Raw genomic sequence first — 13,127 nt, 5'->3', positions numbered from 1 at the left:
CCCACGCGCAGCCCAAGCCATGGACGACCGCGATTCCCTCAAAAGCTACCGCGCCAAACGCGACTTTTCGCGCACGCCCGAGCCTGCGGAAGGCGGCACGCGCTCGGACAAGTCCCTGCGCTTTGTGATCCAGAAACACGACGCGCGCAACCTGCATTACGACTTCCGCCTGGAGCTGCAGGGCGCGCTCAAAAGCTGGGCCGTGCCCAAAGGCCCCAGTCTGGACCCGGCCGTCAAGCGCATGGGCGTGCGTGTCGAAGATCACCCGATTTCCTACGCGGGGTTTGAGGGCAGCATTCCGGCCAGACAATACGGCGCAGGCGACGTGATCGTCTGGGACCGGGGCCTCTGGACGCCGCACGGCGACCTCACAAAAAGCCTCAAGGCCGGTAAGCTCAAGTTCGAGCTGCACGGCGAAAAGCTCAAGGGCGGCTGGACCCTGGTGCGCATGCACGGCCGTGGCGATGAAAGCCACGAGCCGTGGCTGCTGATCAAGGAACAGGACGAATACGCCCGCCCGGAAAAAGAGTACGACGTGCTCAAAGCCCTGCCCAACAGCGTGCTCTCGGGCCGCCCCCTGCCGCGCGATGCCGCGGAAAAACCCGGCAAGGCCCCGGGCAAGGCCGCAGCAGAAAAGGCCGGCGCGCGCATCGCCGGCGATATTCCGGAAGGCGCTGTCGAGGCGAAGCTGCCCGAAATTCTGGCCCCGCAACTGGCCACGCTGGTGGCGGCCCCGCCCACCGACCCGCAAGGCTGGGCTTATGAAATCAAGTACGACGGCTACCGTCTGCTGGCCCGCATAGACGGGGACTCGGTTCGCCTCATGACACGCAACGGCAATGACTGGACGCACAAACTGCCCAGGCTGGTCGAGGCCGTAGCCGCGATGGAGATTCCCTCGGGCTGGGTGGACGGCGAGATCGTGGTGATGAACGAGCACGGCCTGCCCGATTTCGGCGCGCTGCAAAACGCCTTTGACCACGCCAGCACGGCCCGCATTGTGTACTACGTGTTTGACCTGCCCTACTTTGACGGGCTGGACCTGCGCCGGCTGCCACTTTCGCAGCGCCGCGAACTGCTGTGCGCGCTGGTCACCCGCCATCCGCAAGAGACCATACGCTTTAGCGACACGTTCGAGGAAACGCCGCAAGACCTGCTTGAATCGGCGCGGCGCGTCGGCCTGGAAGGCGTGATCGGCAAGCGCGTGGATTCGGCCTACGTCTCGCGCCGCTCGCCGGACTGGATCAAGCTCAAGACGCAGTTGCGCCAGGAGTTCGTGATAGGCGGCTACACGGCCCCCAAGGGCTCGCGCACCGGCCTGGGCGCGCTGATGCTGGGCGTGCATGACGAAGACGGCGCACTGAAGTACGCCGGCAACGTCGGCACCGGCTTTAACGACAAGGTGCTCAAGGACCTCAAGGCGCGGCTGGAAAAAATCCACACGGAACGCAGCCCCTTCGCAAAACTGCCTGCCGGCGTCAAGGGCCAGTTCGTCAAGCCGCAGTTGCTGGCCGAAATCGCTTTTGGCGAATGGACGCACGGCGGCCACATCCGCCACTCGGTGTTCCAGGGCCTGCGCAGCGACAAGCCCGCCAGCCGCATCCTGCGTGAAAAACCCGCCGCCCTTAAAAGCGGCCAGAAAGGCGCCGCCGTGAATCCCGCGAAAAAATCCACTCCGGCCGCGCTGAAGTCCCTGCGGGTGACCCACGCCGACCGCGTGATCGACAGCAGCACCGGCTTTACCAAACAGAATGTGGTTGAACACTACGCGCAGGTCGCGGCGCTGATGCTGCCGCATCTCAAGGCGCGGCCGACCGCACTGGTGCGCGCGCCTTCGGGCATAGGCGGCGAGCTGTTCTTCCAGAAGCATGCCGAGGCCACCTCCATACCCGGGATCAAGCTGCTGGATCCGGCGCTCGACCCCGGCCACGGGCCGCTGCTGGAGGTCCCCTCCGCCCCCGCCCTGCTGGCCGCCACGCAGCTCAATGTGCTCGAATTCCATACCTGGAACGCCACCACGCGTGCCATCCACAAGCCGGACCGCATGACCTTGGACCTGGACCCGGGCGAAGGCGTGGCCTGGCCGCAGGTGCAGGAGGCCGCGCAGCTGGTGCGCGCCTTCCTCGACGAACTCAAGCTGGCCAGCTTCCTCAAGACCAGCGGCGGCAAGGGCCTGCACGTGGTGGTGCCGCTCAAGCGGCAATACGACTTCGACACGGTCAAGGACTTCTCGCATGCGCTGGTGTTGCACCTGGCCGCCGTGATCCCCCAGCGCTTTGCCGCCAAGAGCGGCCCCAAAAACCGGGTCGGCAAGGTTTTCCCGGACTACCTGCGCAACGGCTTCGGCGCGACCACCGTGTCGGCCTGGTCGCTGCGCGCGCGGCCCGGCCTGGGCGTGTCGGTGCCGGTGGCCTGGGACGAACTGGAATCGCTGACCGGCGGCGCGCACTGGACGGCGCAGACGCTGGGCGCCCGCCTGGCCGTCGGCAACCAGCCCTGGCACGCCTACGAGGCCTCGCGCATGGGCCTGGCCGCCGCGATGAAACGGCTCGGCTTCAAACCGGCAGCGCGGGCCAAATGAAGGTCCAGCCGGCTGTCATCCGCCTCCTACACACGCAGGGCCCACGGCCCGACAAGGCGAATGCGGATGCAGTTTTACATTGGCTTCGTGGCGGTTTCATGCCGTCATTTCGCATTCAACACAGCCATCTTTCAAGGAGAACCTGTATGCCTTCCAAGCAGAGTGATCAAAAAAGGAACAGCCCCCAAGCCCAGGACAAGCAGCAGCAACAAGGCCAACGCAAGCAGCCCGGCCAGCAGGACCGGCAGAACATCAACCAGTCCAGCGATGCGCAGCTGAACCAGGGCCAGGGCAACCAGCGCCAGCCTGGGCAGCAGGGCCAGCACGGCAGCGCCCGGGACAATCCGCAAAAGCAGTCGGAGCGCGATGAAAACATGCAGCCCGAAGATTCGGGCAGCCGGCAATCGGGCCGCAGCAACAACTGATGGCGCCGTGCGCGCCATGCAGCCAGGAAGACAGCCAGCGGAGGCCATGCGCCTCCGCTTTTTTGCGTCCCCAGGACGGGACTTGCGAGGCAGCCATGAACCAGCCCGATGAAATGGACCTGACGCTTTACCTGCAGACCGAAGGCCGCCGGCTGGCGGCGGAACGGGTCAGGCAGCATGCCGCCACCGACAAGGCCAGGCCCTCGCCCACCCAGCAGCAGTGCACGGCAGCGCAGCCCGCGCGCAGCCTCAGCGAAGCACTGCAACGCATGGGCGTGGCAGGCGCGCATCCGCGCCGCCGCCTGTAGGTGGCCGCCGCGACTTGCCTTGCGGCACTGGCCTTGCGCGGGCCCGCGGCCTATCATTTCAGGCAGCGCAACAGCATGCGCCTGGAGACACCATGAAGCCCCTCTTGCCCTTCACACTGGCCGGCTTGCTGCTTTTGTCGGCTTGCCCCGACGCCAAGTCGCCCAAAGCCCCTCCCAAAGTGCCTGAACCCAAAGCCGCGAATACATCAGCACAGGCCTTGCCGGCGGCACCGCCGGTAGTGCTGCGCGGCACGCGCGCGTCCGCATGAAGGCTTTCCGGCATGCCGCGCCCATCGCAAGCTGGGCCCTGCTGTGCGGTGCAGGCCTGGTAGCCTGCGCCGGCATGCGGGCAGACCCCGCCGCGCGGCGCGTCACCGTCGAAGGGCGGACTTACCTGGTGAGCGCGCTGACCGCCGGCACCTGGATAGCCAGCTCGCCCACTGCCGGCCCCATCTCCACAACACCCGCCGGGCGCGCCGCCCTGCTGCAGGCCATAGAGCAGCACTCGGGCTGCAAGGTCACCGATGTCGACTACTCGCGCGGCGGCATGCAGCTCGATGCGCAAGTGGACTGCGCCAGCCGCCTCAAGAACTAGCCGCAATCCAGGCGAAAAAAAAGGGGCAGCCTGCGCCGCCCCCGGTTTGCCGAACCTCGAGTGTCGGCAAGAAACGCTAAATATCTTTTCTGTAACCGTGGCCTTATTTCGAGGCCTTCAGCGCATCGCGCAAGGCTTTGACCTGGTCATGGTTGCGCTGCGCACCCTGGGCCTGGCGCTCCACCACGCTCTTGATGGCCTGCGGCAGGTTTTGTTTCAGGGCCTTGCGGTAGCGCGCCACGGCGGCGTCCTCGCCGCGCTCGCACTCATTGAGCATGGCCTGGTCGCTGTAGGCGCTCAGCGTCGCGCGCACGGAAACCCAGCCGCGGTGCAGCGCGCCGCTGACCGATCCGCCCTCGTCGGGCTTGCCGCCCAGCTGGCGTATCAGGGTCTGCAGCTCCAGGCCCGCGGCGCGGCATTCGCCGGAATGGCGGTGCAGCAAGACCTTGATGTCTTCCGCGCGCGAATGCTCGGCGCATTCGCGGAAACCGTATTCGCCGTCGCGGCAGGATTCCAGCAGGTCGTTGAGCGTGTCGATGATTTCTTCGTCGTCCGCCACGCCGGCGGTGGCTGCAGTTTCAAAGGCGCTGAGCCGCTCGTGCGCGCGGTTCCAGGCCGCGCGGCTGGCGTGCCGGGCTTTAGCCCAATCCAGGGTCGAGCGTCCCCGGTAGGTATCCCAGCGGTCCGCCAGGCGCATTTCGGTTTCCTCGAAAGAGCCCGGGTAATCGCGCCGGCCTTCCACGCCCAGCCGGTAGGCGGGCGCATAGTCGTCGAAAGGGCGGCCGCTTTCGTAATAAGGCTCCAGCGTGTGCCTGTCGCGCCAGTAAGCCTCTTCGGCCGTCGGGTCCAGGGCCTCGGCGGCTTCCTTGCCGCCCATGCCGCCGGCGATCGCACCGGCCACGCCGCCGACAATGGCTCCCGCAGGGCCGGCCACCGCGCCAGCGGCCGCGCCCCCGGCGATGCCGCCCATGGCCGCGCCTATGCCGGTGCCCACCGGGTGCGCGCCGGGCTCTTTGCTGATGGGATCAAGGTTGGGATCATGCTCTTTGGCCATGGTGTGTCTCCTTTGCGTCGAACGCAGGTTTGAAAGAGATCCGCGCCACTGTGCTTGTGCTTGCTGTGTGGCCGGACACTGGCAACCATGGTCGCGTGCGCTGCAAGACCCGGCGGTCAGGCAAGCACAGACAGGCATGTAGGAGAGCGCCGCGCACAAAACGCCGGCGGCTCAGGCATCGAGTTCCGGGTAGCGGCGGAAGATGCCGTCCTCGTTAAAGGGAATGCGGCGCTCGCTGGCCAGGTAGGCGGCCACGCGCCTGTGCCCTGCCACACGGTCGTGCAGCGCCATCACATGCGGTGCGTTTTTTAATGCACGGCGGGCGGCCTTGGGGAAGGCATATAGCAATCCCTCCACCAGCTGGAACAGCGAGAGGTCGGCATAACTGAGGCTGGCGCCCACCAGTTGCGCACTGCCGCGCGGGTTGCGCGCCAGCACGGCTTCAAACCAGGCCAGGAATTTGCGGATGCGCGCCGTCCTGAATTCCCTGGCGCGCCTGAGCGCTTCCTTCTTCTGCTCTTCGTAATAAAGGCCCGTGCCCACCGGGTGGTGGGTGTCGTGCGCCTCGGCCACAACGTCGGCAATCGTGAGCTGGATCTGGTGCGTCCACAGGCGCGCTGTTTCGCTTTTACCGACCAGGCCCAGGCGCGGGCCCAGGTAGAGCAGGATGGCCGCCGACTGGCCGACGATGGTCTTGCCGTCCACCAGGAAAGGCGGCGCGAAGGGCGGCTGGCGCACGTCGGCGCTTTCGATGAAATGCATCATCGCGGGAATGCCCTGGCCCTCGCCTTCGCAGCCGCGCGCCACGTCCACGTAGTCGGCGCCGGCGGCCTCCAGCGCGAGCCGGACAAATTCGCCGCGGCCCTGGATCGTGGGCCAGTAATGAAGTTCGTAAGCCATGAATGACAACTCCGGTGAGGTCGTTTCATTCTGCGTGAAGCCCAGGCTCGAATCCACGGCAAAGGCCGCGGCGTGCCCTTGTCCTACGAAGATTTCGCCCCCTTCCGACAAGCCGCCGTTTTGGGCCGGCCTAAGTTGAAACTGCAGCCATCCATCCAGGCCGGCCCACCGCGGCAATCAAGGCCATTTTCTGGAGCCCCTCATGACCACTTCCACCTTCCCCGCATCCCTGTATGGCAAAACCCTGCGCTGGACCTTCCGGGACGGCCCGACCAAGGGCCATACCTTTGAACACACGTTCGCCAGCGACGGCACCCTCACCTGGCGCAGTGCCAGCCCAGGCGCCAAAGACCACCTCGAAAGCGCCAGCGCCGCCGTCAAAATGTCGGACGACGTGCATGTGGTGTCTTACCTCTCAAAGGAAAGCGGCTACACGCTGACGGTGGCGCTCAACCTCAAGACCGGCGCGGCCACCGGCTTTGCCTCCAACGGCAAGGACTGGGTCCAGCAGTCCGGAAGCTTCGAGGTGCTGGGCGACAGCCGCGCCTAGCCCCCCGCCGCGATCTGCCGAAGGGCCTGTTCGAACACTTCCACAGGCTGGCCGCCGGAAATCAGGTGGCGGTCGTTGATGATGACGGCTGGCACCGAATGGATGCCCTGCGTCAGGTAGAACTGTTCGCGCTCGCGCACCTCGCGCGCGTATTCGCCGGAAGCCAGCACCTCGCGCGCGCGGCTTTCATCCAGGCCCGCTTCGGCGGCCGCCTTGGCCAGCACCTCGTGTGAGGCCGGGCTCTGGCCGTCGGTGAAATAGCGCTTGAACAGCAGCTCCTTGAGCGCCTTCTGCTTGTCCGCGCCTTCAAGCTCGGCCCAGTGCAGCAGGCGGTGCGCGTCGAAGGTGTTGTAGATACGGCTGCGCCCGCCGCCGGGCTCGTCGGCCATGCTGAACTTGAAGCCGACCTGGGCGCCGCGCGCGCGGATGTTCTCGCGGTTGGCCTGGGCCTGGGCGGGTGTGATGCCGTATTTCTCGGTGATGTGCTCGGTGATCTCCTGGCCCTCGGGCGCCATTTTGGGATTGAGCTCAAAGGGCTGGAAATGCAGCTCGGCCTGGATGTCGCCGCGCACGCGCTCCAGCGCCTGGTCCAGCGACTTCAGGCCTATGACACACCAGGGGCAGGAAACGTCGGACACAAAATCGATCTTGAGTTGGGTGGTCATGGGAAGGCCTTGGGAGTTGCTGTTCTGGGCAGGCCGATTTTGGCCCGTCGCCAGCCAGCTTGCGGCTTACCCCGGGATATTCAAGTACCCGGTGCGTGGTTAATCCCCCGCCGTCCCCGCTGCCCGCCATCTTCTGTGGCAGCCCGTTTCAAGAAACTGTCACACAAGCTTCCTAAGATTCCGGCAGCGCAGCGGCCCTGCCCTGCGCTTCGGCGCGGGCACACCGCCGCTTCGCATCATTCCCCACCTGAAACTGGAACACACAACAATGTCCGACCTGGCCACCCCTTCCCTTCCCTCACGCCGCACCGCCCTGAAGTTCCTGGCGACCGCGCCCATGCTGCCGCTGGGGGCACTGGCCTCCAGCACCCTGCTGTCGGGCTGCGCCACCGGCAGCGGCCCGGCTGGAGCGGGCAATTACCTGTCTTCCAGCTTCACCTCCATGGCCGCGCCTTCGCTGGCCGACACGCCCGCCATGGCCACCACCACCGTGGGCTCCAGCCTGCAGGTCCGGCTCAAGGACAACAGCACCCAAAGCTATCGCCTGGCCTACCAGCCCTTCTTCGTGACCGGCGACATGGTGCCGGACGGCAAGGGCGGCACCATCCTGAGCGGCGGTTATGTGGACATCAACAACCAGCCCATCATCGACCGCTCGGTGCCCGGCAAGGAACGCCAGATGTTCTCCGACTCGCCCGACGGCACCTCGCTGCTGGGCCTGCCGAATGCCAACGTGCCCGGCGTCAAGGGCAAGGCAGTCTTCGCCGTCGTGCAGTTTGAATACACCACGCGCGACCAGGCCGGTGCCGACGCCTACGGCAACCTGCCCTCGCCCATCGCGGTGCTCACGCTGGACCAGGACCAAGCCACCGGCAAGCTCAGCCTCGTGAAGTACCACAATGTCGACATGTCCAAGGCGCACGGCCTGTGGATCACCTGCGGCGCCAGCCTCTCGCCCTGGAACACCCACCTCTCCAGCGAAGAGTACGAGCCCGACGCGCCTTTCGCGGCCGAAAGCTCGCAGTTCAAGAAGTTCAGCAAGAACGTCTACGGCGACGAAACCAAGGCCAACCCCTACCACTACGGCCACCTGCCCGAAGTCACCGTGCACCCCGACGGTACCGGCACGGTGAAGAAACACTACAACCTGGGCCGTATCTCGCACGAGCTGGTCCAGGTCATGCCCGACATGCGCACCGTGCTGATGGGCGACGACGCCACCAACAGCGGCCTCTTCGTCTTTGTGGCCGACCGCGAGAAAGACCTGTCGTCCGGTACGCTCTACGTCGGCAAGCTGGGCAGCGGCTTCTCGGTCGACCCCGCCGCCGAAGGCGCGAAGATTTCCTGGATCAAGCTGGGCCATGCCACGAGCGCCGAAATCGAAAAAATGGCCGACACGCTCAAGCCGTCCGACATCATGACGGTGCACAAAACCGACCCGTCCGACGCCAGCTTCACCAAGGTCTTCTACAACGGCAACGCCAACTGGATCAAGGTCAAGCCCGGCATGGAAAAAGCCGCCGCCTTCCTGGAAACCCACCGCTATGCCTACCTCATGGGCGGCAGCATGGGCTTTTCCAAGATGGAAGGCACCACCATCAACATCAAGGACAAGATCGCCTACTCGGCGCTGCAGAACATGCAGGACTCCATGGTCAAGACCGGCAAGGGCTGGAATGCGGCCAGCGGTATCGCGCTCGACAAGGCGCTGATCGCCGGCGGCGTGATGATGCACAAGCTGGACGGCGGCCAGAAGGACTCGGCCGGCAACGCCATCAACAGCGAATGGATGCCGGTGCACACCAAGGCCCTGCTGGTCGGCGAAGACATTGCCGGCGACGCCTTGGGCAACAAGGCCAATCCCAACATGGTGTCCAACCCCGACAACCTGAAGTTCTCGGAAAAAATGCGCACCCTCTTCATCGGTGAAGACAGCAGCACCCACGTCAACAACTTCATCTGGGCCTACAACGTCGACACCAAGCAGCTCTCGCGCCTGATGTCCATGCCCTCGGGCGCCGAAGCCACCGGCCTGCATGTGGTGGACGACCTCAATGGCTGGACCTACATCATGAGCAACTTCCAGCATGCCGGCGACTGGATCCCGGCGCTGCACGGCAAGGTGCAGGCCACGCTGGACCCGCTGGTGCGCGCGAACTACAAGGACCGCTACGGCGCCGCCGTCGGTTACCTGACCGCCGACCCGAGCAGCATCAAGCTCGGTTAAGCGCACAGCCCTGGCCGTGCATTGCATGGCCTGGATGACACCCAGCCCTTCGCCCTGAGTTTGCCGAGCTTTTCGGCAGCCTCAGGGCGAACTGCATTGGCGCGCCGGTATCAGCGCATCGGCTTGTGCATCGTTACACCGTTCTTCCCTAGAATGGCGGGAAGCCCGCGGCGACCTTGCCCGGGCAGCGACCGCCCACCGGGAACACCATGCACTACCGCCACGACGACCTGATCCATTACGCGCAAGCCCTGCTGACCGCCACCGGGCTGGAGCCGGCCAAGGCCACGGCCGTGGCCGACATCCTCGTCGAAGGCGACCTCATGGGCCACAACACCCACGGCCTGGCCCTGCTGCCCGGCTACCTGGGCGATCTCGAATCAGGCTCCATGGAAAAGAGGGGTACGCCCACCGTGCTGGCCGACCACCCCGCCGCCCTGACCTGGGACGGCCGCCGCCTGCCCGGCCCCTGGCTGGTGCTCCAAGCCATGGCGCTGGCCGCCGAACGCGCCGCCAGCCAGGGCACATGCACCGTGGTGATACGCCGCAGCCACCACATCGCCTGCCTGGCCGCCTACCTCAAGCGCGCCACCGACCAGGGCCTGTTGATGCTGCTGACCTGCTCCGACCCCAACACCGCCAGCGTCGCGCCCTTCGGCGGGCTGGACGCGGTGTTCACGCCGAATCCGGTCTCGGCGGGCTTTCCCACGGGCGGCGTGCCGGTGCTGATGGATGTCTCCACCTCGGCCACCACCAACGGCATGACCAACCGGCTGCACAAGGAAGGCAAACGCCTGCCCGCCGCCTGGGTCATGGACGGCCATGGCGCGGCAAGCGACAACCCCTCGGTGCTGTTTGAAGAACCCAAGGGCACCATACTGCCGCTGGGCGGCATGGACTCCGGCCACAAGGGCTACGGCCTCACGCTGCTGGTCGAGGCCCTGACCGGCGGCCTGGCCGGCCACGGCCGCGCCGACCCCAAGGAAGGCTGGGGCGCCACGGTGTTCCTGCAGATTCTGGACCCGCGCGCCTTCGCCGGCCTGCAGGCCTTCGAACGCCAGACCGGCCACGTCGCCGATGCCTGCCGCGCCTCGCGCCCCGCGCATGCAGGCAAGGCCGTGCGCACGCCCGGCGAAAAAGCCATTGCGCTGGCGGCAAAGCAAAAGCAGGATGGCGTGGCGCTCTACCCGTCCATACTGCCCGCGCTCTCCAGCTGGGCCATCAAGCTCGGCGTGGCGGAGCCGGTCGCCGTCCTTTAAAGCGCAGGCTTTCCGGCAGAAACCGGTCCGGCCGGCCGGCGCTTGCCGGTTCGGGGCCCGGTCCTACTACAAAAGCTTTCCAAAATTCCGCGGAGCCTCCGCATGCCAGGGGTTTGTCCCTAGACGGGGAATTTTTCAGCTTCACATAATTAGTGCGTCGTCCAAACTAATTCCAAAGTGCTGCGCAGGCAGTGAGACGACCACCGGGATTGATCTGAGCTCAAAAACACATGCCTGACCGGGCAAAAACTATCGGAGACACTCAATGAAATTCAAAGCTTCCCTGACTGCCATCGCACTCAGCCTGGCCGCCGCCGGCGCATTTGCGCAGGTGACGGTAGGCGTCAGTTGGTCCAACTTCCAGGAGGAACGCTGGAAAACCGATGAGGCCGCCATCAAGACGCAGCTTGAAAAGCTGGGCGCCAAGTACATCAGTGCGGATGCCGCGGGCTCTCCCGAAAAACAGCTGGCGGACATTGACGGGCTGATGGCCAAGGGCGCCAAGGTGCTGATCGTGCTGGCCATGGACAAGGACGCCATCCTGCCCGCCGTGAACAAGGCCGCCAAACAGAAAGTGCCCGTCATCGCCTACGACCGCCTGATCGAGGCGCCCGGCGTGTTCTACATCACCTTCGACAACAAGGAAGTCGGCCGCATGCAGGCCCGTGCCGTGTTCAAGGCCAAGCCCAAGGGCAACTACGTGATGATCAAGGGCTCCCCCACCGACCCGAACGCCAATTTCCTGCGCGAAGGCCAGCAGGAAGTCATAGACGCCGCCGTCAAGAAAGGCGACATCAAGATCGTGGGCGAGGAATACACCGAGGGCTGGAAGCCCGAAGTCGCGCAGAAAAACATGGAACAGATACTGACCAAGACCGGCGGCAAGGTCGATGCCGTGGTCGCCTCCAATGACGGCACCGCCGGCGGCGTGGTGGCGGCGCTGAGCGCCAAGGGGCTCAAGGGTGTGCCGGTATCGGGCCAGGACGGTGACTTTGCCGCCCTGAACCGCGTGGCCATGGGCACCCAGACCGTGTCGGTCTGGAAGGACGCCCGCGACCTCGGCAAGCAGGCGGCCAGTGCGGCGGTCAATCTCGGTGCCGGCAAACCGGTCGAGGGCGCAAGCTCCTGGAACGGCGGCGAGAAAAAGATCGCCCTGCAGGCCCAGTTCCTGAAACCCGTGCCCATCACCCGCGACAACCTCGACGTGGTGCTCAAGGCCGGCTGGATCAAAAAAGACGAGCTCTGCAAGGGCGTCACCGGCAACGTCGCCGGCTGCAAGTAATACAGGCCTTCCAGGCACCCGCTCCCCGTTCCGCGCAAGCGGGCAAGGCAACCGGCCTGTAGGTTGCCCGGGAGCGCCGCACCCCCAAAACCATGCAACTGCCCTTTCGAATCCCGCGCGACACCGCCATCGACTGGCGGCTGGTCTTCATGGGCGGCGTGCTCGCCGCCCTGGCGGGCGTATTCCAGGCCCTGTCGGGCGGCATTTTCCTGTCGCCTGAAAACCTGTACAACATCGCCCAGCAAACCGCGGTGGTGGGCATCGTGTCCACCGTCATGGTGCTGATCATCGTGGCGCGGCACATCGACCTGTCGGTCGGCTCGGTGATCGGTTTTGTCGGCGTGCTCATCGCCTACCTTCAATACACCCTGGGATGGTCCTGGCCGGCGGCGTCGCTCGCCGGGCTGGCCGCGGCGCTCGTGGTGTCGGTGTACCAGGGGTGGCTGACGGCCATGCTGGGCGTGCCGTCTTTTGTGGTCACGCTGGGCGGTTTGATGTCCTTGCGCGGCGCGGCCTTCCTGGTGGCCGACGGCAAGACCCAGCCGGTCAGCGACGAGTTTTTTTTGCAGCTGGGCGGCGGCTATGACGGCAGCATCGGGGTGACCGCCACCTGGGTCCTCACCGCCTGCGTCAGCCTGGTGCTGGTGGTCCGCAGGGTCCTGGGCCGCCGCGCCTCGGCACGCCACGGGATGCCCCAGCAGCCCGTGTGGGTGGACGTTCTGCTGGTGGCCGCGCCCGTGGCCCTGCTGGCCGCGTTTGCCGCGGCCATGAACAGCTACCAGGTCACCAACAAGGACGCACCCCAAGGTATCCCGATACCCGTGCTCATCTGGGCCGCCGTGGCGGTGCTGATGTCCTTCATCGCCCGGCGCACCCGTTTTGGCCGTTACGTCTACGCCATGGGCGGCAACCCCGACGCCGCGGTGCTGGTCGGCATACCCGTCAAGCGGGTCACGCTCATGTTGTTCGCGCTGCTCGGCGTGCTCATCACCATCGCGGCCATCGTGTCGGTGGCCCGCCTGAACGCCGGCACCAACTCGCTGGGCACCGGCATGGAGCTGTTCGTGATCGCCGCGGCCGTGATAGGCGGCACCGCGCTGGCCGGCGGCAGCGGCACCATCATCGGCTCGGTGCTGGGCGCGCTCATCATGCAGTCGCTGGACAGCGGCATGCTGCTGCTGGATGTTTCCATCGGGAAACGCATGGTCATCATCGGGCAGGTGCTGATTGTGGCGGTGGTGTTCGACGTGCTCTACCGCAAGTGGGCGCAGGAAAGCTGAC

Annotated in this window: 13 protein-coding genes; 10 read left to right on the top strand and 3 right to left on the bottom strand. The window is 65.8% G+C overall.

The genetic code is table 11. The annotated features are described in order from the left end of the window. The first annotated feature begins 19 nt into the window (after positions 1 to 19). The 5 genes from ligD to AC1D09_RS09325 all read left to right on the top strand — a co-directional run bounded on the left by ligD (position 20) and on the right by AC1D09_RS09325 (position 3,909). On the top strand, positions 20 to 2,581 hold the full coding sequence (gene ligD, locus AC1D09_RS09345) for a DNA ligase D (RefSeq protein ID WP_477661715.1): 2,562 nt from the start codon (positions 20 to 22) through the stop codon (positions 2,579 to 2,581). Positions 2,582 to 2,727: 146 nt separating this feature from the next. After that, the gene (locus AC1D09_RS09340; protein ID WP_477661714.1) at positions 2,728 to 3,006 is read left to right on the top strand and encodes a hypothetical protein; all 279 of its coding nucleotides are present in this window, start codon (positions 2,728 to 2,730) and stop codon (positions 3,004 to 3,006) included. A 95-nt stretch (positions 3,007 to 3,101) separates the two neighbouring features. After that, positions 3,102 to 3,314, top strand: a complete 213-nt coding sequence (locus tag AC1D09_RS09335; protein ID WP_477661713.1) for a hypothetical protein — start codon at positions 3,102 to 3,104, stop codon at positions 3,312 to 3,314. A gap of 92 nt (positions 3,315 to 3,406) precedes the next feature. Next, positions 3,407 to 3,583 carry a hypothetical protein gene (locus AC1D09_RS09330; RefSeq protein ID WP_477661712.1) on the top strand — a complete coding sequence of 59 codons (177 nt, stop codon included), beginning with the start codon at positions 3,407 to 3,409 and terminating at the stop codon, positions 3,581 to 3,583. Then, a complete protein-coding gene (locus AC1D09_RS09325) occupies positions 3,580 to 3,909 on the top strand; it encodes a hypothetical protein (RefSeq protein ID WP_477661711.1) in 330 nt (109 codons plus the stop codon). Before AC1D09_RS09330 ends, AC1D09_RS09325 begins: the two co-directional genes overlap by 4 nt. Before the next feature lie 103 nt (positions 3,910 to 4,012). Here the strand turns inward: AC1D09_RS09325 and AC1D09_RS09320 are convergent, their stop codons facing one another. Both AC1D09_RS09320 and AC1D09_RS09315 read right to left on the bottom strand, forming a co-directional pair. Continuing rightward, the gene (locus AC1D09_RS09320) at positions 4,013 to 4,963 is read right to left on the bottom strand and encodes a ferritin-like domain-containing protein (RefSeq protein ID WP_477661710.1); all 951 of its coding nucleotides are present in this window, start codon (positions 4,961 to 4,963) and stop codon (positions 4,013 to 4,015) included. A gap of 171 nt (positions 4,964 to 5,134) precedes the next feature. Continuing rightward, positions 5,135 to 5,863 carry a glutathione S-transferase gene (locus AC1D09_RS09315; protein WP_477661709.1) on the bottom strand — a complete coding sequence of 243 codons (729 nt, stop codon included), beginning with the start codon at positions 5,861 to 5,863 and terminating at the stop codon, positions 5,135 to 5,137. Positions 5,864 to 6,065: 202 nt separating this feature from the next. Here AC1D09_RS09315 and AC1D09_RS09310 point away from each other — a divergent pair, with 202 nt between their 5' ends. Further along, entirely contained in the window at positions 6,066 to 6,413 is a 348-nt protein-coding gene (locus tag AC1D09_RS09310) for a MoaF N-terminal domain-containing protein (RefSeq protein WP_477661708.1), read from the top strand. Here AC1D09_RS09310 and AC1D09_RS09305 read toward each other — a convergent pair. After that, on the bottom strand, positions 6,410 to 7,078 hold the full coding sequence (locus tag AC1D09_RS09305; RefSeq protein ID WP_477661707.1) for a DsbA family oxidoreductase: 669 nt from the start codon (positions 7,076 to 7,078) through the stop codon (positions 6,410 to 6,412). The two genes, AC1D09_RS09310 and AC1D09_RS09305, sit on opposite strands and share 4 nt — an antisense overlap. A gap of 268 nt (positions 7,079 to 7,346) precedes the next feature. Between AC1D09_RS09305 and AC1D09_RS09300 the strand changes: the two genes are divergently transcribed. The 4 genes from AC1D09_RS09300 to AC1D09_RS09285 all read left to right on the top strand — a co-directional run bounded on the left by AC1D09_RS09300 (position 7,347) and on the right by AC1D09_RS09285 (position 13,126). Next, positions 7,347 to 9,305: a PhoX family protein gene (locus tag AC1D09_RS09300; protein WP_477661706.1), complete on the top strand. Its 1,959-nt coding sequence runs from the start codon at positions 7,347 to 7,349 to the stop codon at positions 9,303 to 9,305. 209 nt (positions 9,306 to 9,514) lie between these two features. Next, a complete protein-coding gene (locus AC1D09_RS09295; RefSeq protein ID WP_477661705.1) occupies positions 9,515 to 10,564 on the top strand; it encodes an Ldh family oxidoreductase in 1,050 nt (349 codons plus the stop codon). 265 nt (positions 10,565 to 10,829) lie between these two features. Then, positions 10,830 to 11,846: a D-xylose ABC transporter substrate-binding protein gene (gene xylF / locus AC1D09_RS09290; protein WP_477661704.1), complete on the top strand. Its 1,017-nt coding sequence runs from the start codon at positions 10,830 to 10,832 to the stop codon at positions 11,844 to 11,846. Positions 11,847 to 11,938: 92 nt separating this feature from the next. Further along, positions 11,939 to 13,126, top strand: a complete 1,188-nt coding sequence (locus AC1D09_RS09285) for a sugar ABC transporter permease (RefSeq protein WP_477701024.1) — start codon at positions 11,939 to 11,941, stop codon at positions 13,124 to 13,126. Position 13,127 lies beyond the last annotated feature (1 nt).

It is taken from the genome of Polaromonas sp. P1_A2, assembly GCF_056406895.1.
This window is presented reverse-complemented; position numbering and strand designations above follow the sequence as displayed.